This window comes from Streptomyces sp. NPDC102274, from assembly GCF_044766385.1.
Taxonomy (GTDB): domain Bacteria; phylum Actinomycetota; class Actinomycetes; order Streptomycetales; family Streptomycetaceae; genus Streptomyces.
The window spans coordinates 188,377-211,874 of the sequence record NZ_JBIWLW010000011.1; the positions used below are offsets into that span (position 1 = coordinate 188,377).

General features: G+C 70.2%; 20 protein-coding genes and 1 pseudogene. 14 read left to right on the forward strand and 7 right to left on the reverse strand.

The genetic code is table 11. The features are described 5' to 3' along the window. Positions 1-189 precede the first annotated feature (189 nt). Positions 190-1,464 carry a glycoside hydrolase family 71/99-like protein gene (locus ACIRQP_RS17815; protein WP_403890453.1) on the forward strand — a complete coding sequence of 425 codons (1,275 nt, stop codon included), beginning with the start codon at positions 190-192 and terminating at the stop codon, positions 1,462-1,464. Positions 1,465-1,532: 68 nt separating this feature from the next. On the opposite strand, the gene ACIRQP_RS17820 is transcribed toward ACIRQP_RS17815, so the two are convergent. From ACIRQP_RS17820 to ACIRQP_RS17840, 5 genes are all read right to left on the reverse strand, one after another. Next, entirely contained in the window at positions 1,533-3,797 is a 2,265-nt protein-coding gene (locus ACIRQP_RS17820; protein ID WP_403890456.1) for an ROK family protein, read from the reverse strand. Further along, complete coding sequence (locus ACIRQP_RS17825) at positions 3,790-7,059, reverse strand: alpha-mannosidase (protein ID WP_403890459.1); 3,270 nt, start codon at positions 7,057-7,059, stop codon at positions 3,790-3,792. Before ACIRQP_RS17825 ends, ACIRQP_RS17820 begins: the two co-directional genes overlap by 8 nt. Positions 7,060-7,264: 205 nt before the next feature. Further along, positions 7,265-8,344, reverse strand: coding sequence for a Gfo/Idh/MocA family protein (locus ACIRQP_RS17830; protein WP_403890462.1), 1,080 nt, complete (start codon positions 8,342-8,344; stop codon positions 7,265-7,267). Further along, positions 8,329-9,003, reverse strand: coding sequence for a ThuA domain-containing protein (locus ACIRQP_RS17835; protein ID WP_403890464.1), 675 nt, complete (start codon positions 9,001-9,003; stop codon positions 8,329-8,331). The genes ACIRQP_RS17830 and ACIRQP_RS17835 overlap by 16 nt, the downstream gene beginning before the upstream one ends. A gap of 135 nt (positions 9,004-9,138) precedes the next feature. Beyond that, complete coding sequence (locus ACIRQP_RS17840; protein WP_403890467.1) at positions 9,139-9,924, reverse strand: IclR family transcriptional regulator; 786 nt, start codon at positions 9,922-9,924, stop codon at positions 9,139-9,141. 169 nt (positions 9,925-10,093) lie between these two features. On the opposite strand from ACIRQP_RS17840, the gene ACIRQP_RS17845 reads away from it, so the two are divergent. The 4 genes from ACIRQP_RS17845 (at position 10,094) to ACIRQP_RS17860 (ending at position 13,931) form a co-directional block, all read left to right on the forward strand. Beyond that, positions 10,094-11,470: an ABC transporter substrate-binding protein gene (locus ACIRQP_RS17845; protein ID WP_403890470.1), complete on the forward strand. Its 1,377-nt coding sequence runs from the start codon at positions 10,094-10,096 to the stop codon at positions 11,468-11,470. Then, complete coding sequence (locus tag ACIRQP_RS17850) at positions 11,467-12,387, forward strand: carbohydrate ABC transporter permease (RefSeq protein WP_403890473.1); 921 nt, start codon at positions 11,467-11,469, stop codon at positions 12,385-12,387. The genes ACIRQP_RS17845 and ACIRQP_RS17850 overlap by 4 nt, the downstream gene beginning before the upstream one ends. Next, entirely contained in the window at positions 12,384-13,262 is an 879-nt protein-coding gene (locus ACIRQP_RS17855; protein ID WP_403890475.1) for a carbohydrate ABC transporter permease, read from the forward strand. The genes ACIRQP_RS17850 and ACIRQP_RS17855 overlap by 4 nt, the downstream gene beginning before the upstream one ends. A gap of 105 nt (positions 13,263-13,367) precedes the next feature. Beyond that, positions 13,368-13,931 carry a GNAT family N-acetyltransferase gene (locus ACIRQP_RS17860; RefSeq protein WP_403890478.1) on the forward strand — a complete coding sequence of 188 codons (564 nt, stop codon included), beginning with the start codon at positions 13,368-13,370 and terminating at the stop codon, positions 13,929-13,931. A gap of 89 nt (positions 13,932-14,020) precedes the next feature. Here the strand turns inward: ACIRQP_RS17860 and ACIRQP_RS17865 are convergent, their stop codons facing one another. Continuing rightward, complete coding sequence (locus ACIRQP_RS17865; protein WP_403890481.1) at positions 14,021-14,671, reverse strand: glycerophosphodiester phosphodiesterase; 651 nt, start codon at positions 14,669-14,671, stop codon at positions 14,021-14,023. A gap of 299 nt (positions 14,672-14,970) precedes the next feature. Between ACIRQP_RS17865 and ACIRQP_RS17870 the strand changes: the two genes are divergently transcribed. The 5 genes and pseudogenes from ACIRQP_RS17870 to ACIRQP_RS17890 all read left to right on the forward strand — a co-directional run bounded on the left by ACIRQP_RS17870 (position 14,971) and on the right by ACIRQP_RS17890 (position 19,222). Further along, positions 14,971-16,368, forward strand: coding sequence for a DUF6421 family protein (locus ACIRQP_RS17870; protein WP_403890484.1), 1,398 nt, complete (start codon positions 14,971-14,973; stop codon positions 16,366-16,368). Between the two features lie 28 nt (positions 16,369-16,396). Beyond that, complete coding sequence (locus ACIRQP_RS17875; protein WP_403890487.1) at positions 16,397-17,158, forward strand: SDR family NAD(P)-dependent oxidoreductase; 762 nt, start codon at positions 16,397-16,399, stop codon at positions 17,156-17,158. Beyond that, positions 17,137-18,225 carry a threonine aldolase family protein gene (locus ACIRQP_RS17880; protein WP_403890490.1) on the forward strand — a complete coding sequence of 363 codons (1,089 nt, stop codon included), beginning with the start codon at positions 17,137-17,139 and terminating at the stop codon, positions 18,223-18,225. The genes ACIRQP_RS17875 and ACIRQP_RS17880 overlap by 22 nt, the downstream gene beginning before the upstream one ends. Before the next feature lie 63 nt (positions 18,226-18,288). Next, positions 18,289-18,492 (forward strand): annotated as a pseudogene (locus ACIRQP_RS17885) (transglutaminase); the annotation flags it as partial. A 37-nt stretch (positions 18,493-18,529) separates the two neighbouring features. Continuing rightward, the gene (locus tag ACIRQP_RS17890) at positions 18,530-19,222 is read left to right on the forward strand and encodes a B3/4 domain-containing protein (RefSeq protein WP_403890493.1); all 693 of its coding nucleotides are present in this window, start codon (positions 18,530-18,532) and stop codon (positions 19,220-19,222) included. 99 nt (positions 19,223-19,321) lie between these two features. On the opposite strand, the gene ACIRQP_RS17895 is transcribed toward ACIRQP_RS17890, so the two are convergent. Beyond that, on the reverse strand, positions 19,322-20,050 hold the full coding sequence (locus tag ACIRQP_RS17895) for a lysophospholipid acyltransferase family protein (RefSeq protein ID WP_403890496.1): 729 nt from the start codon (positions 20,048-20,050) through the stop codon (positions 19,322-19,324). Between the two features lie 150 nt (positions 20,051-20,200). On the opposite strand from ACIRQP_RS17895, the gene ACIRQP_RS17900 reads away from it, so the two are divergent. From ACIRQP_RS17900 to ACIRQP_RS17915, 4 genes are all read left to right on the forward strand, one after another. Next, complete coding sequence (locus ACIRQP_RS17900) at positions 20,201-20,668, forward strand: TlpA family protein disulfide reductase (RefSeq protein WP_403890499.1); 468 nt, start codon at positions 20,201-20,203, stop codon at positions 20,666-20,668. Positions 20,669-20,863: 195 nt separating this feature from the next. Then, positions 20,864-21,370: a flavin reductase family protein gene (locus ACIRQP_RS17905; protein ID WP_403890502.1), complete on the forward strand. Its 507-nt coding sequence runs from the start codon at positions 20,864-20,866 to the stop codon at positions 21,368-21,370. Positions 21,371-21,570: 200 nt separating this feature from the next. Continuing rightward, positions 21,571-22,365: an electron transfer flavoprotein subunit beta/FixA family protein gene (locus tag ACIRQP_RS17910; RefSeq protein ID WP_403890504.1), complete on the forward strand. Its 795-nt coding sequence runs from the start codon at positions 21,571-21,573 to the stop codon at positions 22,363-22,365. An 85-nt stretch (positions 22,366-22,450) separates the two neighbouring features. After that, on the forward strand, positions 22,451-23,413 hold the full coding sequence (locus ACIRQP_RS17915) for an electron transfer flavoprotein subunit alpha/FixB family protein (protein WP_403890507.1): 963 nt from the start codon (positions 22,451-22,453) through the stop codon (positions 23,411-23,413). Positions 23,414-23,498 lie beyond the last annotated feature (85 nt).

A 23,498-nucleotide genomic window follows, 5' to 3' on the forward strand; every position in this document is an offset into this window, starting at 1 on the left:
ATCGGCTGACACGCCGCCGCTTTTGCCGAACGAATTCCTGGTGCGTGTGGCCTTGTGGTGACGGTAGCACCCGACTACTTTGCGAAGGCGTGCCCTTGGGGGCCGGGCGGACTGCCGCCGCCTGTAAATCCCCCCACCCCCGAGGACTTTACGCATTTCTGGCAGATATCGAGTGGGAGGCATTCCCCCATGCATATGTCACGACGGTCCGCCATCGCGTCCGCGCTGGCCGCTTCGGCCGCCATCGCCGGCGTCGGCGCAGCCCAGCAGGGTGCGTCGGCCTCCGAACCGCGACGCCGCGCACAGCCGGGGCCCGCCGCGAGTCCCCCCGGTGACGTGGTCGGCAAAATCACCGTGGGCTACCAGGGCTGGTTCGCCTGTACCGGTGACGGCGCCCCCATCAATGGGTGGTGGCACTGGAGTCAGAACATGAGCCAGCCGCCGTCGCTCAGCAATACCACCATCAAGTCGTGGCCGGACATGCGGGAATACTCCCGCGGTTACCCCACCGCCTACCCGAACCTGAACAGCGGCCAGCCCGCCACGCTGTTCTCCTCGTGGGACCAGCAGACGGTCGACACGCACTTCCGCTGGATGCGGGAGAACAACTGCGACACGGCCGCGCTCCAGCGCTTCAACCCCTTCAGCCCGGAGGGCCCGACCCGCGACGCGATGGCGCAGAAGGTACGCCAGGCGGCCGAGGCCAACGGCCGTAAGTTCTACATCATGTACGACGTCACCGGCTGGACGTCCATGCAGTCCCAGATCAAGGAGGACTGGACGTCGAAGATGAAGGCGCACACCGCGTCCAGCGCCTACGCGAAGCAGAACGGCAAGCCGGTGGTGTGCATCTGGGGCTTCGGCTTCAACGACCCCGGCCGGCCCTTCGCGCCCGCGCCGTGCAAGGAGGTCGTGGACTGGTTCAAGGCCCAGGGCTGCTATGTCATCGGCGGCGTGCCCACCCACTGGCGCAACAGCACCGACGACTCACGCCCCGGCTTCCAGGACGTGTACCACGCGTTCAACATGATCTCGCCCTGGATGGTCGGACGGATCGGCAACGTCGCCGACACCGACCGGTTCTTCCGCGACGTCAACACCCCCGACCAGGCGGACTGCAACGCCCACGGCATCGACTACCAGCCGTGCGTGCTGCCCGGCGATCTCCAGGAACGCCACCGCGCGCACGGTGACTTCATGTGGCGGCAGTTCTACAACATGGTGCGGGTCGGCGCGCAGGGCATCTACATCTCCATGTTCGACGAGTTCAACGAGGGCAACCAGATCGCCAAGACCGCCGAGACCGGTGCGCAGGTGCCGTCCGGATCGGGTATCTGGGCGCTGGACGAGGACGGCACCTCCTGCTCGTCCGACTACTACCTGCGCCTGACCGGCGACGGCGGGCGGATGCTGAAGGGCCAGATCGGGCTGACGGCCACCAGGCCCACCCAGCCCCGGATCTGACGAGACGTCACACAGCGGCGAGCGATGACCGTGCGGGCCGCCGGGGCATCCCCGGCGGCCCTTCCGCGTCAGCCAGGCAGATGCCGTGCCCGGCTCTCCCGTCCGCGCAGGCGGGGGGTGAACGTCGCGTGGAAGATGGTCGAGGCCGCCCCCACCGCGGCGGCCTCCGCGCTCAGCACGGACGGCTCGACCGCGACCCGCCGCAGCCGTCTGGCGGTCGGAAAAGCGTTGACGGTACGGGCGATCTCGTCCAGATAGAAGCCGGCGACGTCCTCGGTGAAGAAGGGGCCGCCGAGCACGATCAGATCGATGTCCAGCAGATCGACCATGCCCAGCGCCCCCCGCCCCACCGCCTGCGCGACCTCGCGTACGGCCGCCGCGGCGGCGGGGTCGCCCGCGGCGGCGGCCTCGCCCACCGCCAGATAGGCGGCGGTACTCCCGGACGTACGCCCCGGCGCGGCCGGTGCGGGGCGCATCCCGCCCCGTACCGCGAGCTCCGGTACGGACACCGGCGGATTGCACTCCGGGAGGATCTCCGGCCGGCCGTCCTTCGCCACCCGTCCCAGCGCTATGGCGCACAGCTGTCCGAACTCCCCGGCGTTGGCGCTGATCCCTCGGTACAGATCGCCGTTGAGATAGAGCCCCGTACCGACGCCCGTACCGAGATAGAGATACGCGAAGTCCCTGGCCCGGCGGTCACGCCCGATCCACCGCTCGCCGGCCGCCGCCGCGGTGGAGTCCTTCTCCATCAGGACGGGGCACGGGAAGTGGTCCTGGAGCAGATACAGCAGCGGCAGATCGCCCCAGGCCGACATCAGCGGCGGCCCGAGGACCGTGCCCGACGCGATGTCGACCGGCCCCGGTACGGCGACCCCGATCCCGAGGAAACCGTCCTCCCGCACCGACCCGCGCGCCTCCGCCAGCGTCTCCCGGCCCAGCGTGGCCACCCGCTCGACGAACTCCGCCGGATCGATGTCGGCGGTGACGGGGCGGGTGCGGGTACGGACGATCGCGCCGTCGAGATCGATCACGACCGCGGTGAGCACCTCCGGGTCGATATGGATACCGAGCGCGTGGGCCGCCGTCCCGCAGAGCCGTACCGGCGTGCGGGGTTTGCCCGAGGTCGCGCGCCGCTGGGCGTCCTCGATGAGGATGCCGCGGTCCAGCAGCGAACGGGCGATCCGGGAGACCGACTGCTGGGTGAGGCCCGTGCGGTGGGCGATCTCACCCCGGGTGATGGTGCCGGAGAGCCGTACCGTCTCGATGACCACACACTCGTTGAACGAACCCAGATCGATCTGGTTGACCCCGCTCCAGGACTGGCTTCGCGCCGTGCTGTCCGCGCGGCGGTCCGTGCCCGGATGGCCCGCGACGTTCTCGCGCAGCCAGCGCACCGCGGCGCACGGGGCGTCGGGCCGCGCCGTCGCGTACCGTTCCAGCTCGGCCGCCAGATCGAGATAGACGCGGCGCGAGGACTCCGGATGGCTGGTGCTGTCGAGCGCGATCATGGCCCGGAGGAAGGTGCGCCAGGTCGACCGTGCGGGAATCTGATGTTGCGTCACCGATCCTTCCGGCGCGGACTGTTGGGATGATCCGGGGCGGCCCGCCGCGTCCCAGAGCGTGATGGCGTGCAGCCCGAGGTCCGGATGGCTGCGGCCGGCCTCGGCCAGATACTCCGCCAGCCCGTACGCCGGTGAGGCGTCACCGTCCGCCCCGCGCGCCATCGACGCCGACAGCGCGGCCTCCACCGCCCGGTCGAGTCCGGTGAGTACGTCCGTACCGAGCACGGTCCCGGCGGCGGACTGCCGGGGAACCTCCTGTCTGGTGCCCGCCAGGAGCACGGCGCGCCGCGGGTCCACATACAGGCCCATCACCCAGACCTCGCCGCTCGGCAGCGGCGGTCTGGTCGGTACGGACGGGGCGGGCGTCTCGTCGGGGGAGAGCCGCCAGCGACGCCGGATCCCGGCGACCGTGGCGTGCGAGAGGCCCAGCTCCCTGGCGACCGCGCGCGAGGCGCCACCGCCACCGGTCGCCAGCAGCGTACGGGTGACGACCTCCGCCTCGTCCACGGTGGCGGGCCGGCCGGTGCGCGGCCGGTGTCCGAGACCGTCGATCCCCGCGCTCCTCCAGCGCTGCCGCCAGGTGCCGACCGTCTGCCGGGACACTGCGAGCCGACGGGAGATCTCGGCGTCGCGCAGCCCCTCGGCGGCGAGGAGGACGACACTCGCCCGGGTCGCGAGAGGACCGCCCTCCGCGGCCCAGCGGTGTAAGACGGCCCGGTGCTCCGGGGGCAGAGAGCCGACCGGGCCGTCGTCTTGGGGGGCCTCAGGCATCAGTGCCTCCGGCCCACGGATGCGCCGCGGTATGGCCCGTGGGCGAAGCTGTACGGCCCGTGGAAGCCGTACGGCGCACAGCCGGGGCCGTACGGTTCGCCGCCCGGCGGTCCCCGGGTGTCAGCCGCAGCGTCAGGATCTGGAAGGGCCGCAGCGTCAGCGCGACCGACCCGTTCTCGTACCGGCGCGCGGCGAGCGGCTCCTCCAGGAGGTCCGTCTCGCACACCGACGCCACCGGGAACGCGGCGGAGAGCGCCGTACGGGCCCGGCCGCCGCGCGACTCGTACAGCCGTACGACCACATCACCCGAGCGGTCGTCGGCGAGCTTCACCGCCTCCACGAGCACATCGGGATGGTCCACCGAGACCAGCGGCGGCGCGGCGGATCCCGCGGGCTCCGAAGGGCCGGGACGCAGCGGCAGATTGACGGCGTACCCCTCGGCGATCGCTTCACCGATCCCCGCCCCGGGGCGAACGGCGTGCCTGAAGCGCTGCGGGCCCCGGTCGGCATGCGGGTCGGGGCTGTGCGCCGCGCGCAGCAGCGTGAGCCGTACGGTGGTGGTCGTACCGGCGTCCTCGCGGGTATGGCGCGAGACGTCGTAGCCGTATGTGGAATCACCGGCCAGCGCCACGCCCCAGCCGTGCTCGCCCACATGGATCCAGCGGTGCGCCCATAGCTCACAACGGGCCGCGCTCCCGCCGGAGTTCTCGTGGGTGGGGCGCGTGACATGGCCGAACTGGATCTCCGCGCCGCTGTGTTCGGCGTGCACATCGAACGGCCAGACAGCCTTGAGCAGAGCGTCACGTTCGCGCCAGTCGATCTCCGTGTCGATCGTCAGGGACCGGCTCCCGGCGGTCAGCGAGAGCGTCTGCTCGATCGCGGACCTGCCGGTGTTCCGTACCACCCGGACGGCCGCCAACAGAGCGCCCTCCTCCGTCACTTCGACCGATTCCGCCCGGTCGAGATCCCGGAACACCTCGCGGTGGCGGGCGGCGTCGATGTGCCGGGCGCTCCAGCGCGGCGGGTCGTCGCGGTGCAGCCGCAGCAGATTGCCCACCGCTCCCGGGGCGACGGCCTCCCGTCCGGTGGTGAGGTCCAGCATGGAGCGTACGAGCCCCCGGGCGTCGACATGGACCCGCAGCAGCCCGTTGTCCAGCAGCCATCCGCCGCCGTCCGCGGGCCGTACGGTCACCGGCGCGACCCCGGCGGGCTCCGGAAGGACGGCGCCGCGGCCGAGGGCCGGAGCCTCGGCCAGTACGGCGACGCGTCCGTCGGAGAGCCGCTGACCGCCGCCCGTCGGCCGGTCCCGGTCCAGGACCACCACCTCACGGCGCGCGAGCGGCCCCGCGTTGTAGACGGACAGGCTGGTGGCGCCGCTGCCGTCGGACGCTCCCACGCCCCGTCGGATCAGCCGCTCCAGACGGCGATGGACCTCGCGGTGGAGCTGCTCGGCCTCCTGGTGCGCCCAGGCGGTCGAGACGCCGGACAGCAGATCGTGGCTCTGCTGGAGCAGAACCTTCTTCCACAGGGTGTCGAGTTCGTCGTACGGATAGGGGACGCCGTCCCGTACGGCCGCGGTCGCCGACCACAACTCGGCCTCCCGCAGCAGCGATTCACCGCGGCGGTTGCCGCGCTTGGTGCGTGCCTGGCTGGTGTATGTGCCCTGATGGGACTCCGGGCGGAACTCACCGCGCCACACCGGCGCGCCCGGACGCGCGTCGAGGGCGCCTTGGAAGAAGTGCGCGGGATCCTGGATCCCGACGCGCGGCGAGCCTTCCAGATCGGCCAGACGCCGGGCGCGCTCCAGCGTCTCGGGGGTGGGGCCGTACCCGTCGGCGTTTCCGAGGGGCAGCAGGGAGCGGGCGGCGGCGCCCTGGCCGGCGAACGCGTCGGCGGTACCTGCCAGTTCACCACCGGTCAGTTCACCGTCGGTAAGTACGCCACCAGTGCGGGCCGAGGCGGGCGGGAAGTGACTGAGGATACGGGTGCCGTCGATGCCCTCCCACCAGAAAGTGGGGTCGGGCACGGGATCGGAACTCTCCGCGAGGAACCAGCGGGCCCCGGCGAGCACGGCCAACTGCGGGAAGGCGGCGCTCAGTCCGGAGGCACCGGGCAGCCACACGCCGTCGGTGTCGGTGCCCAGCTCCTCGCGGTAGAAGCGGCGGCCGTACACGAACTGGCGGGCCAGCGCCTCGCCGCCGGGGAGATTTCCGTCGGGCTCCGCCCACATACCGCCGACCGGCACCCAGTTGCCGTCGGCGACGGACTTGCGCACCCGCTCGAAGACATGCGGATGGCGGTCCTTCATCCAGGCGTACCGGTGGGCGGAGGGCGCGGCGACGGTCAGTTCCGGGTACTCCTCCGCCAGCGCGGTCATGGTGCTGAACGCGCGGGCGGTCTCGCGTACGGACTCACGCGCGGGCCCCAGCCGGGCCGCCCCCAGGGGTGCGCGTCCGACAGCGGAGACGGTGTGCGCGGACTCGTGCGCGCGACGGGTCAGTACGGGGGAGAGGATCCGCCGCGCGTCCGGGGCGGTCCCGGCGACATCGCGGGGGTCGACGGCGTCCACGGCCTCTTCGAGGGCCCGCAGGATCGCGTACCGGCGGGGCAGCCCCGCCGGGAGCGCGCGCATCAGACCGTCCAGGACATCGATGTCATGGATGAGTTGCCAGATGCCCTCGTCGCGTACGGCGAGATCGGCGCGGAGCAGCCGGTACAGGGGCTCGTCCCCCGCGGTGACCGGATCCCCGTAGTGCGCGCCCGCGCCGGTGGCCGCGTCGATCGGCGGATTGGCGGCGGCCTCGACGAACAGCCGGACCGGCTCGCCGCCACCAGCCGGGGCCGACACCGTCACGGACCGGTGGAGCCGGTGCAGCCCCTGGAGAGGAGTGCCGTGCGCGTCGTGGACGAGTCCCACGGCGCGGCTCCCCGAGTCCGGGCCCTCGAAGCCGGGGCCGGGCTCGAAGCCGAGGTCGGGCTCGAAGCCGAGGTCGAAGACCGCCTCCACCCGCTCACCCGCCCAGCGCTGCGGGACGGTGGCGTGGACCTGGAACCAACTGGTCGACCAGGGACGGCCCCAGGCGTCGCCCACGAAGAACGGTGTGTAGTCGGCCCGGAGGGCCACATCGACGGGGACCGGCTCACCGGGGATGTGCCAGGCGCCGATATCCATCGGCAGTCGCCCGGTGTACAGCGCGGGACGCAGTCGGGCGGCGAGGAAATGGCTGATCCGCGCCTCTCCGGAGTTCCGGCGGTCATCCATGGGCGGCCCTCCCTGTCCAGCCAGTAACCGCCATGTAAAACCACGTGTGTTATCAAGTCAACGGCTTTCCTCTTCCTTCTTCTTCCGTCTTCTTCCTGGTGATGACGGCGTGCGTCGGAATCGTCAGGACAATAAATTGACGAATTGCGAAGCCGACGGAAAGTAAGTGAATTGACAATGTGTGGAGGGAGGGCCGGACCGCCGCTCAGTGCCGTACCGGCTCCGGCCTGACACAGCAGCTCTCCACCGGGAGCGCCCTGCCCTCGCGCGCCGAGTCGAGCAGCGTCAGCATGATGTCGAGGACATGGCGCGCCAGTTCGGCGGACGCACGGTGCGGGCGGCCCCCGGCGAGCGACTCGGCCAGATCGGCGAGCCCGGTGCCGCGCCCCGCTCCCACATATCCGGCCGTGACCGGCAGCGTCTCCCACTCGCCGGTACCCCGGTGCAGTTCGACCGTGCCGTCGAACCCGTTCGGGTCGGGGACGGACAGCGAGGCCTCGGTGCCGTGCACCTCGATACGGGGCAGCCGGGCGGCCTGGATGTCGAAGCTCATCACCAGCGTGGTGAGGGCTCCGTTGGCATGCCGCAGTACCCCCGTGACATGGGTGTCGACCTCCACGCCGAACCGTTCACCGGCCCGCGGTCCGCTGCCGATCTCCCGTTCGGCGCGCGGGCGGGATCCCGCGCCGGTGACCGTGATGACCGGGCCCAGCAGATGGACGAGCGCCGAGAGGTAGTAAGGACCCATGTCGAGCAGTGGCCCGCCGCCCCGCCGGTAGTAGAACTCCGGGTCCGGGTGCCAGCGTTCGTGGCCCGCCGTGGTCATGAAGGCCGTCGCGGCGACAGGCGTGCCGATCAGCCCGTCGCCGACCGCCTTGCGCGCCGTCTGGACGCCCGTACCGAGCACGGTGTCGGGCGCGCAGCCGATCCGCAGCCCGCCCGCCTCGGCCGCGGCCAGCATCCGGTCCGCCTCCGCGCGCGTGGCGGCCAGCGGCTTCTCCCCGTACACATGCTTGCCCGCTTCGAGCGCCGCCAGGGCGACTTCGGCATGGACCGCCGGGATCGTCAGATTGAGTACGGCGTCCACGTCGGGGCGCGCCACCAGCTGGGCCACCGATCCGGCGACCGCGGTGCCCGGCACCCGGGCGGCGACCGACGCGGCGCGCTCCGGGTCGAGATCCGTGACGGCCGTCAGCGTGACGCCCTCCAGCCGTCCAAGGGTGTCCAGATAGGCGCCGCTGATCTTGCCCGCGCCCACGATGCCGATCCTCAGCGGCTCGCCCACAGCAGTCCCCTCTCGGTGAGCACCCGTACCTCGGGTACATCGAAGTCGTCCGGTTTGTGGCCGATGGTGGAGACGAAGACCCGCCCCTCGCCCCAGGTCCTGGTCCAGACGGCCGGCATGGTGACCGGCCGCGCCCGCTCCTCGTCCGCCGCGAACTCCGTGGTCGCCAGGACGTCGATCAGCGGGTCGCTGACCAGCCAGTACTTCTCCGTATGGACCCGGAAGTCGCTCAGTCCGGCGATCACCGGATGGTCGGCGCGCTCCTTGACCAGCGTGACCCCGTGGTCGGAGAAGCCGGGCGGATGCATCAGGAACTGCCCGCCGGTGAGCAGCTGGTAGCCGACATCACCGCGGAAGGAGTCCACGATCCCGCCGTGCCAGCCGGCCAGTCCGGTGCCGGCCCGGACCGCCGCCGTGAGTCCGGCGCTCTGCTCGGCCGTGATCTCGCCCATCGTCCAGCACTGGACCACCAGATCGGTGGCGGCGAGGAGCTCGGCGTCCGTGTAGACGTCCAGGGTGTCGGAGATCCGGATGTCATAGCCGCGATCGCGGAGGAAGGGCAGGAACAGCTCCGTGATCGCCACGGGCTGGTGTCCCTCCCAGCCGCCACGGACCACCAGGGCCCTCCGGGCGTCGGATGTCTCGGACGTCATGGTCATTGCACGCTCCCATCGGTGTTGCGCGGGTCCAGCGAACTTCAGCGTACGGATGGCGGAATGACGTACTGTCATCCGAACGTATGAAGCGGGAGACTTATTTGTCAACGACTCTACCAAATAGCCCCCGGAACGTCGTCAGTGCTGCCCGAGCCGCTTGAGGAGAGTCCGCAGCGAGTGGGCCGCCTCGGTGACCGCGAGGGCGATCTCCTCGGCGCGGGCGTCGTCCATCCGGCTCTTGGGCGCGGAGCAGCTGATCGCGTCGCCGCCGCCGTGGCCGGTGCCGAGTGCCACCGCCACGCACCGGATGTCCGGGGAGTTCTCCCCGTCGTCCATCGCCCACCCGCGCAGCCGTGCCTCGGACAGCTGGCTCAGCAGTGCGTCCGGGTCGGTCACCGTGTCCGGAGTGAGCCTCTCCAACGGCCAGTTGAGCCGCATCCTGACCTCGGCCGCGTCATAGAGCGAGAGCATCGCCTTACCCAGTGCGGTGGCATGCGCGGGCAGTCGGCGGCCCACCGCCGAGTACATCCGCAGGGCATGCCGGGACTCACGTTTGGCCAGGTAGACGACGTCCGTACCGTCGAGCCTGCCCAGATGCACCGACTCGCCCGTCTCCTCCGCCAGGGAGTCGAGCACGGGGCCCGCGAGGCTCGCGACATCGTCGCCCTCCAGATAGGCCGTACCCGTCAACAGGGCTTTGAGGCCGAGGCTGTAGCGGGTGCCCGACGGATCCAGATCCACCCAGCGGCGCGCCTCCATCGTGCGGAGGATCGCGTGCAGGCTGCTCTTGGGCACGGCCATCGTGCCGGCCAGTTCGGCAAGCGAGAGCCGTGCGCCTTCCGCGCCCAGCAGTTCGAGCACCTCAAGCACCCGAGCCGCGGACTTGACCTCTTCGGGCTTGCGCCCGCGCGCTGCTGCTGCCACCGATTCCACGGAACCTCCGCTTCTCGCGCCGGTGCCCCTCGGCGAACCGGTCGGCACGAATCTCGACGTGCGTCTTGACGCTATATCACCCCAACCATAAGTTCAGTCACTCCAACGCCATTCGGCCTTCTGAACGGTTGATCCTTAGGTAGGGGCCATGCGTATACCCATGTCAAGGAATGTCCGGCTCGCGGCGGTAGCCGTCGCCACGGTTCTCTCGCTCACCACACTCTCCGCCTGCGGCGGCTCCTCCGACTCCGGAGGGAGCTCCACCTCGCTGGAGATGTGGACCTTCAAGCAGTCCCATGTCGGCGCCTTGCGCAACGCCGCCGCCGAGTTCAAGAAGCAGACCGGCATCTCGGTCAAGGTCGAGGCCTACACACCCGACGACGCCTACACCACCAAGGTGCAGAGCGCGGCGAAGACCGGCGATCTGCCGGATGTGCTGGAAGTGCACTCCGACGGCGAGGACCGGGTCTTCGGCGCGGCGGGGATCCTCTCCGACCTCAGCGGCGACTTCACGGGCGACTGGGCCGACCGTATCCAGGAGCCCGTATGGGAGTCCGGGCTCGTCACCGACCAGCGGTTCAAGGACTCGCTGCCGGAGACCGCCAAGGACCACGGCATCGAGAAGGGCGCCCGCTACAGCGTGCCGCTCACGGTGGGCACCTTCGGGATCGTCTACGCCAACAAGAAGATGCTCGCCGAGGCGGGCATCACCGAGCCCCCGGCCGACTGGGCGGGCTTCCTGGACGCGCTCCGGACAACCACCGCCAAGAACCCCAAGACCGGCGGTATGTCCCTCGGCCTCAAGGTCCAGGCCACCGGCCTGACCTGGGTCCTCCAGCCGCTGGCCTTCAGCCAGCTCGGACAGCGGGGGTACGAGAGCCTCTTCGGCAAGGACCCGAGCGGCGACTTCGGCTCGCCCAACGGCATCAAGGTCCTGAGCATGTACGACCAGCTCACCCCGTACTGGATGCCGGGCACCCAGTCCCTCACCATCGACCAGGCCGACCAGGCCTTCGCGCAGGGCAAGTCGGCGTTCAACATCGGCGGCACCTTCACCCTCGCCTTCCTCCAGCAGAACGGGATGAACCCCGACGACGTGTTCGCGTTCGGACTGCCCTCCCCGAAGGACGGCGCCGTCCCCGACCGCGCGCTCGGCCCGCTCGCGCTGACCAGCCTCAGCGTCGCCGCCACCAGCGAACAGCCCGACAACGCCAAGAAGTGGCTGGAGTTCCTCTCCACCAAGAACATCGCCGAGCGCTTCGCCAAGGACGCCTCCGACGTCCCGGCCACCGAACTCGGCGCCGGTTCCGCCGCCGTACTGGGCCCTGCGCTCTCCGCCATGGTCGAAAGCTTCAAGGGCACCGCGCAGAACACCTACGACCCCAGCCGCGGCAACGAGTTCCGCGCGCCGGGCTACGAGCAGGACGACGCGGGCGCGATCCTCGCCGACCTCACCCCGCTGGGGCAGCAGTCCGTCGAACAGACGGCGAAGAAGCTGCGCGAACTCAACGCCTCCTACTGGGCGGCGGCGCGGTGACGACGGCTCCCCGCCGGCGCATCCGTCCGTACGAGACGCTCACCGGATACCTCTTCGTCGGCCCGGCGGTGGTCCTGTTCTGTGTGATGGGTCTGTACACCGTCGGGTACGGCTTCGCGCTCAGCTTCGCGACCTGGAACGGCTTCACACCGAACTGGACCTGGGTCGGCCTGGACAACTACGCCGATCTGCTGTGGCGCAGTCCCGTCTACGCCCCGCGGGTACGGCACGCGGCGGTCAACACCCTCTGGGTGATGATCGCCGCCCCCGCCCTCACCGTCGCGGTCTCCTTTCCGCTGGCCGTCCTGCTCAACCAGGTCAAGCGGTTCCAGTCGGTACTGCGCTCGGTGTACTTCCTGCCCTACGTGACCAGCGGGGTCGCGGTCTTCTTCGCCTGGCAGTACATCCTCCAGCCGGACGGCGCGGTGAACTTCCTCCTCGACGGTCTGGGGCTCGGCTCGCTCCAGCAGCCGCAGGGCTGGCTCGGCAATCCGTCCACCGCCATGCCCACCATGATCGTGGTGACGGTCTGGGGCCATGTTCCGGTCGCGATGCTGCTGTATCTGACCGGTCTGCAAGGGATCGACCGCAGCGTGCTGGAGGCCGCCGAACTGGACGGCGCGGGCTGGTGGCGTACCAACGCCTCGGTGGTCTGGCCGCTGGTGCGGCCCATCACCGCCATCGTCGTGCTGCTCAATCTGCGTGAATCGCTCCAGGGCTTCCAGACCTTCCTGGTGATGACGAACGGCGGCCCCGGTGATCACACCAATGTGCTGGGCCTGGAGGCGTACCGCCTCGCGTTCCTCAAGAATCTCGCGCCCACCCTGGGGCTCGCCAGTGCGCTCGGCTGGATCCTGTTCGCCGTCGCACTGGTCCTCGCCCTGATCAATCTGCGAGCGCTGCGGAGCAGAACATGACCTCGCTCTCCATGAAAGCCCGTCCCGGTGCGCCCGACGAGAGCAGGGCACGCACCCGCCGGCTCGTCGCCCGCACCGTGGTCGGCGTACTTCTCGGTCTCTACGGACTCGTCAGCGTCTACCCGTTCCTCTGGATGGTGTCCGCGGCCTTCAAGGACCAGATCGAGGTCGTACGCGGCGGACATCTGATCCCGGACAACCCGACGTTCGACACCCTCGTCGACACCTGGAACAAGCTGCACTTCCTCGACTTCTTCCTGAACAGCCTGCTGGTCACGGCCTATACGGTGGTGCTGACGCTGGTGATCTACGCGGCGGCCGGCTACGCCTTCGCCGTGCTGCGCTTCCCGGGCCGGGGAGTCCTCCAGAAACTCTTCGTCTCCCTGCTGTTCGTGCCGGGCATCACGGTGATGCTGCCGATCGTGCTGCTGGAGGACAAGCTGGGCATTCTCGGTACGCACTTCGGACTGGTGCTGCCCTTCGTCAACGGCGGCGCCCCGCTCTCGGTGCTGCTGATGACCGGTGCCTTCCTGGCCGTCCCGAGCGAGCTGCGCGACTCGGCGCGCGTCGACGGGGCGAGCGAGCTGCGGATCTTCACCAGCGTCTATCTGCCGCTGGCCAGACCCGCGTTGATCACCGTCGCACTGCTGACGGCGATCCCGACCTGGAACGAGTTCCTGCTCACCCGGGTCTCGCTGAACGATCCGTCCACGTACACCCTGCCGCTCGGACTCCAGTACCTCTCCGCGGAGAATGTGCCGCACTACAACAATCTGATGGCGGGCGCGCTCATCGTGGTCATTCCGGTGATCCTGCTCTTCCTCAGCCTCCAGCGGTACTTCGTCAACGGGCTGGTCGGGGCGGTGAAGGGCTGAAGGGCTGACGCGGGCCTGGCCGGCGCGACTCTCCGCGTTAGGCTGCGGAGGTCCCGGCCGGACCCAGGACAGAACAGACAGACCGGACAGAGGAGCTCGCGCACCATGGACGCCCCCAGCCACCCCACCGTCCCGCACCGGATCGGCGATCTCGTCTACCGGGACGCCACGGCGGCCGACACCGACGCGCTCGTCGCCCTCATAGAGTCGGCGTACCGGGGCGACAGCAGCCGTACGGGATGGACCACCGAGGCGGACATCCTGGAGGGGCAGCGAACCGACGCGCGAGGGGTGCTCGAAGTGATCGAGTCGCCCGGCAGCCGGCTGCTGGCCGTCGAACGGGACGGGAAGCTGATCGCCTGCTGCCAGCTCGAACACCGCGGGGACGCCGCCTACTTCGGGATGTTCGCCGTACTGCCCGGCGCGCAGGGTTCCGGCCTCGGCAAGCAGGTCATGGCGGCGGCGGAGCGCATCGCGGGCGAGACCTGGGGTGTACGGGAGATGCATATGACCGTGATCACGGTCCGGGAGGAGCTGATCGCCTGGTACGAGCGGCGCGGCTACCGCCGTACGGGAAAGCTGTTCCCCTTCCCGTACGGCGACGAGCGCTTCGGTATCCCGCAACGTGCCGACCTGGAGTTCGAGCTGCTGGTCAAGTCGCTGGGCTGAAACGCCGCTGCGCCGAAACGCTGCGCCGAAACGCCGGGCTGAAACGCGGTGGCAGGACCCGCGCGGATCCGGGCAGGTCCCGCGCGGGCTCAGGCGGTGAACCGGCCCGTGCGCCGGATCTCCGGGAAGTCCGTGGTCACCGCCCCCAGCTGGAACGCCCGCGCAAGCCGCAGCTGGTCCGGGGTGTTCACCACCCAGCCGATGATCCCCAGCCCCTCCGTGTGCGCGCGCTCCACGATCTCCAGGGTCAGTCTCCGGATGTTCAGGGCCAGCCTGGCGGCGCCCACCGCCCTGGCCCGGTCCACCACGTCGGCGCCCCAGCGGCTGGCGATCAGTACGGTACGTACGCCCGGCACCAGCGAGGCGATTTCGGCGACCGCCTCGTCATGGAACGACGACACCTCGACGCGTTCCACGAGCCCGCGCCGGAGCATCACCTCCGCCAGCGCGCGGGCCGCTGCCCTGTCCTTGATCTCGGCCTGGAGCGGCGACCGTACGGCGTCCAGCACCTCCTCGAAGACCGGGACGCGCTCGCCCCGCCCCGCGTCCAGCTCCCGCAGCTCGGCGAGGGTCCGGTCGGCGATCGCGCCCGTTCCGTCGGTCGTACGGTCCACGTCCGTGTCGTGCATGACGGCGAGGGCGCCGTCCTTGGTCAGATGGAGGTCCAGTTCGATGGCGTCCATGCCCGCGCGTTCGGCATGCAGAAAGGAGCGCAGGGTGTTCTCCGGTTCGACACCCATCACTCCACGATGACCGATGGTCTGGAAAGTCAAGACGATCTCGCTTCCGTCGACGGCGGCTCCCGCGCGCAGCCTAATGGCCAGCCCCTACCTGGGACCCGGCCGTGCGCCAAGGAGTCCGGAGGCCGGTTGAGGTCCCCGGCGCTACGCTGGTTACGAGTGTCCTACCCCTGGATCACAGGAAAAACAACGGTGACCATGGGGGGTCGGCAGGATAATTTATGTCAGCCCTGCTTGTAAGGGAGAACTGAACGCCTATACGGTGTCTTGACGCCAAGTTCTCCCGTGGAGGAAGTGACATGACGGAAATTCTTGCGCAGGACGCCGCCGTACCCGGCATATCGAGTGCTGCCCGGGTGGTTGATCACCCAGCCTGGCGAGAGCTCAGGAATGCCGTCGAGGAGATCCGCCCCTGGCAGTCGAAGGACGGCTCGATCGACTTCGACGCCGAGGGCGCCCCGGCGCGCTCTCTCGTCGAGGTGACGCTCGACCGGGTGGTCGCCGCGGTCGAGCAGCTCTCCCCGCTGCTCCCGCACGACTCCGCGTACCACACGGCGCTCGTCGCCGATCTGCGAGCATGGGCCGACGGCGCCTTCGACGTCCCCGACTTCCTGGACTCGCTGCTGGCCTTCCAGCCCGCCGCCGACCGGGTGGACGGCCTCCAGCACCTCGCCGTCTTCCCCATGTACACGCAGAACGGCAACCCCGACCGCAATGTCGAAGCGGTCGTGCTGCGCATGGTCTGGCCCGACTGGCTCGCCGAACTGGAGCGCACGCGCTACGACAACCCGCTCTTCTGCGGCATCACGTTCGAGGACTTCACCTCCGGCTACGACACCAACTCCGCGGTGTTCTTCCCGGAGACCATCGCCGTCCGCGAGGCCCCGGAGCGGTTCAGCTGGGGCGGGATCTTCTGCGACCGCGAGGCCGCCCGCTTCCGCCGGGTCATCGACGCGGCCGTCCGTACGCTCGGCGTCGAACTGCCCGGTGACATCAGCGCGATGGTCGCCGATCAGGACCGCTGTCAGCAGGCGTTCGTGCTCTGGGACATGATCCACGACCGCACGCACAGCCATGGCGATCTGCCGTTCGACCCCTTCATGATCAAGCAGCGCCAGCCGTTCTGGATGTACGGCCTGGAGGAGCTGCGCTGCGATCTCACCGCGTTCCGGGAGGCCGTACGGCTGGAGGCGGACGGTGTCGCGCAGGGCCGTGACGTCCAGTACGCGGTCCTCTTCGACCGGATGTTCCGCTTCCCGGTCACCGGCGCGCGGGTGCGCAACTACGACGGACTCGGCGGCCAGCTGCTCTTCGCCTATCTCCACCAGCACGATGTGGTGCGCTGGACGGACAACACCCTGCGCATCGACTGGGAGCGGGCCCCGCGGGTCACCAACCAGCTCTGCGCGGAGATCGAGGACCTGTACCGGGCCGGGATCGACCGTCCCAAGCTGGTGCACTGGTTCGCCGCGTACGAACTGGTCTCGACGTATCTCGCCCCGCACCCCGGCTCCCGCTGGGCCAAGGGACCCGACGCCCTCGACCTCACCCAGCCGCCTCGTAAGCTGGTCGACGATGTGCTTCCGGACGAGTTTCCGCTCAGCATGTTCTACGAGGCGCTCTCCAAGAAGCTCAAGAACGTGATCGCCTCAACCAAGGGGATCACCGCCGACGACACCGGGCGAGCGGCCGCGTGAGCCCTCGCGAGCGAGAGGCGACGGGCATATGAACGGAAGCGGTGCTACGAGCGGAGCGCTGGACGGCGCCGTGGTCGCGGTGGCCGGAGCGGCGGGCCCCGCGGGCAGGGCCGTCCTGCTGCGGCTCGCGGAAGCGGGTGCCACGGTCGTCGGCGCGGACGCGGACGCCACCCGGCTGGCCGAGGCGGTCGACGCCGCACGGTACGCGCACGGCGGAGCCACGGTCACCGGCGACACCGTCGATCTGTTCGACCTCGCCGCCGCTCGCGCGTGGGCGGACAAGACCGAGAAGGAATTCGGCCGGATCGACGGCCTGGTCCATCTCGTCGGCGGCTGGCGCGGCAGCGCCTCCTTCGCCGAGACCGATCTCGCCGACTGGGACCTGCTGGAGAAGCTGCTGATCCGCACCGTCCAGCACACGTCCCTCGCCTTCCACGACGGACTGCTGCGCAGCGATCGCGGACGCTTCGTGCTGGTCAGCGCGGCGGGCGCGACGAAGCCCACCGCGGGCAACGCCGCCTACGCCGCCGCCAAGGCCGCCGCCGAGGCATGGACGCTGGCCCTCGGCGACGGCTTCCGCAAGGCGGGGGGCGAGGAGGGCCCCCGGGCCGCGGCTGCGATCCTGGTGATCAAGGCACTGGTGCACGACGCGATGCGCGCCGAGCGCCCGAATGCGAAGTTCGCGGGCTTCACGGACGTCACGGACCTGGCCGAGGCCATCGCCGGAGTCTGGGACCGGCCCGCCCGGGAAGTGAATGGAAACCGCCTGTGGCTGACCCCCGAGCCGTGAGGTCCCGTACGACGGACGCGCGCCGGCACCACGACCCCGAGGTACGTGGTTTCGCCAGCGACAACTACGCGGGCGCCCACCCCGAAGTCCTGGCGGCGCTCGCCGTCGCCAACGGCGGTCATCAGATCGCCTACGGCGAGGACGACTACACCGGTCACCTCCAGCGCGTCATGCACAGCCACTTCGGCCCGACGGCGGAGGCCTTCCCGGTCTTCAACGGCACCGGCGCCAACGTGGTCGCGCTCCAGGCGCTCACCGACCGGTGGGGCGCGGTCATCTGCGCCGAGACCGCGCATATCAACGTGGACGAGGGCGGCGCCCCCGAGCGGGTCGCCGGCCTCAAGCTGCTGACCGTACCGACCCCGGACGGCAAGCTCACGCCCGAGCTGATCGACCGGCAGGCGTACGGCTGGGACGACGAGCACCGGGCCATGCCGCAGGTCGTGTCGATCACCCAGAACACCGAACTGGGCACGGTCTACACGCCCGCGGAGATCCGCGCCATCTGCGCGCACGCCCATGAGCGGGGCATGAAGGTCCATCTCGACGGGGCCCGGATATCCAACGCCGCCGCGTCGCTGGACGTCCCGATGCGGACGTTCACCAACACCGTCGGTGTCGATGTCCTTTCCTACGGCGGCACGAAGAACGGCATGCTCTTCGGGGAGGCCGTCGTCGTCCTCGACCCGGACGCCGCGCGGGCCATGAAGCATCTGCGGAAGCTCTCCATGCAGCTCGCGTCCAAGATGCGGTTCGTATCGGTGCAGTTGGAGGCGCTCCTCGCGGGTGATCTATGGCTGCGCAACGCCCGGCACGGCAACGCGATGGCCCAGCGGCTCGCGGAGGGCGTACGCGCGGTGGACGGAGTGGAGATCCTCCACCCGGTCCAGGCCAACGCCGTCTTCGCGCGACTGCCGCACGAGGTCGGCGTGCGCCTCCAGCGCCGGTTCCGGTTCTACTTCTGGGACGAGAAGGCCGGGGACGTCCGCTGGATGTGCTCCTTCGACACGACGGAGGACGACGTCGACGCCTTCGTGCAGGCGCTCAAGGAAGAGATGGCGCGATAGCGGAGGCGTGTGCATGGATATGTGACCGGCCGGAAATCCATTGGATTCCGGCCGGTCCTGTCTCATCGGCGGGACCCGCGCGGCAACAGGCCGGGGGTCGACGCCCAGTTCTCCCCGGAGGGGGAGCGGCCGGCCTGGATCGTCCGTCCGGAGTGCAGTGAGATAGACTGCCCAGTGCTTTATGATGCACCGCACCCGGTCGTTCTGAGCGCGCTGGGAGCCGCCCCCGACCGGGGCCGCCTCCGGCGGACGCTTCCCACCGCCCTCCGACCGCCACTCCGAAAGCACCGAGGCACAGCAGACCATGACCCTGACGCTCACCGTGTCGGACGAGGTGCGCGCCCTCGCGCCCACCTTCACCCATCTCGCCGTCGAGGCCCACGGGCTGGTCAACGGCCCCAGCAACGCGGACAGTTCCGCCCTGCTGGACGACGCGGCCCGCAGGCTCGTCGGCCGACTGGACGGCCGCGCCCCGCACGAGGACACGCATCTGGCCGCCTGGCGCGCGGCGTACACCGCGTTCGGGGCCAAGCCCTCCCGTACCCGTAACTCCGCGGAGGCGCTGGCCAAGCGTGCCCTGTCCGACGCCGGGCTGCCGCGGATCAATCTGCTGGTCGACCTCTACAACGCCATCAGCGTCGCCCATCTGATCCCCGTCGGCGGCGAGGACACCGACCGGATCGTCGGCGGCATGCGGCTCGTGCGCGCCACGGGCGACGAGCCGTTCGCGACGGTCGCCGGCGGTGAGACGTCGGTGGAGCGTCCGGAGCCGGGCGAGGTCGTCTGGTGCGACGACGAAGGTGTCACGTGCCGTCGGTGGAACTGGCGTCAGGGCGTGCGCACCCGGCTCACCGAGGAGTCGGTGAACGCGGTCTTCCTGCTGGAGAGCCTGGCCCCCATGAACCGCGGCGCGCTCGACGCCGCGGGCGCCGAACTCGCCGAATCGCTGGAGAAGCTGAGCCCCGGGGCGCGGATCACGGTCCACGCGGCGCGGTGACCGGCCCCGGCCGCGCCACGGGCCTGACCTGACCGGAGTGCGGGCCTCCGCCGGGGCGGAGACGTTCCGGTCAGGAGAGACGTTTCAGCGTGCCTCGGCTCAGCCGGCCTCCGCCGTGCGGGCCTCCGCCGGGGTGGGCGCGGTGCCGCCGAGGTGCGCGGGCACCCACCAGGTGTCGGCCGCGTCCCTCGGGCGTACCGGATAGGCGCGCTGCGCCGCTTCCAGCAGCTCCTGCACCCGGTCGCGCAGCCGCCGCGTGATCGCCCCCGCGTACTGGTCCGCCGCCGCCTCGATCTGCTCACCGACCCGGATCGTCACCGGGATGTGGCTGCGCCTGAAGTTGCGCGGCCGGCCCTTGGTCCACACCCGCTGGGTGCCCCACAGCGCCATCGGGATCAGCGGCACCCCGGCCTCCTGCGCCAGCCGGGCCGCGCCCGACTTGAAGCTCTTGAGCGTGAAGGACGGGGAGATGGTCGCCTCGGGGAAGACCCCGACGATCTCGCCGGACCGGAGCGAGTCCAGGGCGTGGGAGTACGCCTGCTCGCCCTGCTTGCGGTCCACCGGGATGTGCTTCATGCCGCGCATGAGCGGGCCGGAGACCTTGTGCCGGAAGACCGACTCCTTCGCCATGAAGCGCACCAGACGCTTTTGCGGGAGCGCCGCGAGTCCCGTGAAGATGAAGTCCAGATAGCTGATGTGGTTACTGACGAGCACGGCGCCACCGGTGCGCGGAATGTGCTCGGAACCCTGAGTGTCGATCTTCAGGTCCAGCGCCTTGAACATCGTACGGGCGGCGCCGATGACCGGCCGATAGACGAGCTCTGCCATCAGGTGAGGACCCTTCTGTTCCGGGGAGGGTTCTCCCGGCGGAAGTTACGCAGCCGTAGGTTTTCGGCATTGCGCCGATGGTGCCGCATACGCGGCCCCGTGGCCAGTCCTGACTTGTGCGTCCGGCGAGATTCTCGTCACGTCGGCGTCATGTCGCCGCAGCACAGCCGTGGTGCGCCGGACCAACAGGTATATCTCGCACCCCGGGGGGAGCGGCCGCCGGCCGGAATATTTCGCGGTTGTGCGAACGCTCCACGTGGCGGGGGCGCGGCGACCGACGGGAGGGCGAAGGTGCGGGGGAACGACGGCGGGAAGCGGCTCGGTGCGGCCGAGCTGGGCGCCGAGTTGGGGGAGCGGGCCACGCTCGTCCAGTTCTCCAGCGCGTTCTGCCGGCCCTGCTGGGCCACCCGGCGCACCCTCGCCGAAGTCGCGGAGATGGTAGAAGGCGTCTCCCATGTGGAGCTGGACGCCGAGGAACGGCTGGAGCTGGTGCGCGAGCTGGGCATCGTCAGGACCCCGACGGTGCTGGTACTGGACGCCGGGGGGCACATCGTACGGACGGCGGCCGGTCAGCCCCGGAAAGTGGATGTGATCGCCGCGCTGGGCGAGGCGGTATGACGCCGGGGTGTGGCACGGGGGCGGGGGATACGTACTTGACTGCGCCCGCCACCTATCGTCACGCTGACGAGGTGCCCCAAGAACTCCTTCTCTACGGGCGGGCCCATGTGGATCTGGCCCGCAACGCGAGCGCGCGCTGTCCGGCTGTCTGAGCAGCCACGGCCCTGCCCGCCACTCCCGAAGAAGGACAACTCCATGACGGCCACGCCCGATCTCTCCCCTCCCCGACTGGCCTCTCCCGATCTGCTCCGCTCCGTGTTCCGGCAGCACGCGGCGGGTGTCGCGGTCATCACGGCCCAGGGGGAGGATCCGGTCGGATTCACCGCCACCTCCCTCAACTCGGCAGCCGCCGAACCCCCGTTGGTCTCCTTCGGGGTGGGCACCTCCTCCTCCAGCTGGCCGGTCCTCGCCGAGACCGACCATGTCGGTGTGCACATACTCGGCGAGCACCAGAAGGATCTGGCGGCCACGTTCGCCCGCAGCGGCGCCGACCGGTTCGCGCCGCCCACCTCCTGGCGGACCGGGCCCGAGGGGGTGCCGGTGCTCGACGGCGTACTGGCCTGGCTGGTCTGCCGCGTGATCGCCCGGGTCCCCGCCGGGGACCACCGGCTGGTGATCGCCCAGGCCGTCGTCGGCGACCCCGCGGGCGGCGGCCGGCCGCTTCTCTACCACCAGGGACGGTTCAACGCGCTGCGCGACTGAGAGTTCCTTCTCCGGCTCTCCCCCCGCGCGTTGGCAAGGTCACAGTTCCAAGCGCTTGCTCAGTGGGAACACTCTGGGTGTACTGGCGAGTAATATTTACTCCGGTGCGCCGGTCTCCCCGACCGGAAACCGCCCCATAAGGCGCCTATGCTGCGTGCAACAAGGCAGCCCAGAAATGACGATGCAGTAGGAGAGCCGGCGTGAGCTTGAGGATCGTTGTCTGTGTGAAGTACGTGCCCGACGCCACCGGCGACCGGCACTTCGCCGATGACCTGACCGTCGACCGGGACGACGTGGACGGTCTGCTGTCGGAGCTCGACGAGTACGCGGTGGAGCAGGCACTGCAGATCGCCGGGGACTTCGACGGGGACGGCGACGCCGAGATCACCGTGCTGACCGTGGGCCCCGAGGACGCCAAGGACGCGCTGCGCAAGGCGCTCTCCATGGGCGCCGACAAGGCCGTCCACGTCGAGGACGACGACCTGCACGGCACGGACGTCATCGGCACGTCCCTGGTGCTGGCCAAGGCCATCGAGAAGACCGGCTACGACCTGGTCATCTGCGGCATGGCCTCCACGGACGGCGCGATGGGCGTGCTGCCCGCGATCCTCGCCGAGCGGCTCGGTGTCCCGCAGGTCACGCTGCTCTCCGAGGTCGCGGTGGCGGACGGACTCGTCAAGGGCCGCCGGGACGGCGACACCGCGAGCGAGCAGTTGGAGGCGTCCCTGCCGGCCGTCGTGTCGGTGACGGACCAGTCGGGCGAGGCGCGCTACCCGTCCTTCAAGGGCATCATGGCCGCGAAGAAGAAGCCGGTGCAGTCCTGGGATCTGGAAGACCTGGAGATCGACGCGGACGAGGTCGGTCTCGAAGGCGCCTGGACCGCGGTGGACTCGGCGGCCGAGCGCCCGGCCCGCACGGCGGGCACGATCGTCAAGGACGAGGGCGAGGGCGGCAAGCAGCTGGCTGCCTTCCTCACGGAGCGGAAATTCGTCTGACACGGTCTCGTGGGCCAGAAGTTCAGCTGAGCCCCACTCGCCGACCGTCCCCCTCATCTTTCGCAAGCAGGAGAGAAGAAGTCCCATGGCTGAAGTTCTCGTCTATGTCGACCACGTGGACGGTGCCGTCCGCAAGCCCACCCTGGAACTGCTGACGCTGGCCCGCCGGCTCGGCGAGCCCGTCGCCGTCGCGCTCGGCCCCGGCGCCGAGAGCACCGCCCCCGCGCTCGCCGAACACGGCGCGGTGAAGGTACTCACCGCCGACGCCGCCGAGTTCGCCGACTACCTCGTCGTCCCGAAGGTCGACGCGCTTCAGGCCGCCTACGAGGCCGTCTCTCCGGCCGCAGTGCTGCTCCCGTCCTCCGCCGAGGCCAAGGAGATCGCCGCGCGCCTCGCGGTCCGCATCGGCTCGGGGATCATCACCGACGCCGTCGATCTGGAGGCCGGTGAGGAGGGTCCTGTGGCGACGCAGTCGGTGTTCGCCGCCGCGTTCAGCACCAGGACCCGTGTCTCCAAGGGCACGCCCGTCATCACCGTCAAGCCCAACTCGGCCCCGGTCGAGGCCGCTCCGGCCGCGGGCGCCGTCGAGGCGCTGGCGGTCTCCTTCTCCGAGAAGGCCACCGGCACGAAGGTCGTCTCCCGTAGCCCGCGCGAGTCGACCGGGCGCCCGGAGCTGACCGAGGCCGCGATCGTCGTCTCCGGCGGCCGCGGCGTCAACGGAGCCGAGAACTTCGCGGTCATCGAGGCGCTCGCCGACTCCCTCGGCGCGGCCGTCGGCGCCTCGCGCGCCGCCGTCGACGCCGGCTGGTACCCGCACTCCAGCCAGGTCGGCCAGACCGGCAAGTCCGTCTCCCCGCAGCTGTACATCGCCTCCGGTATCTCCGGCGCCATCCAGCACCGCGCCGGCATGCAGACCTCGAAGACGATCGTGGCGATCAACAAGGACGCCGAGGCGCCGATCTTCGACCTGGTCGACTACGGCGTCGTCGGCGACCTGTTCGAGGTCGTCCCGCAGCTCACCGACGAGATCAAGGTCCGCAAGGGCTGACCCGCCGACGATGTACGGGCCCGGGGCCGCGTGGTGATCCTCACCGCGTGGCCCCGCGTCGTTGACGCGGCGCGAGCCTGCCGAT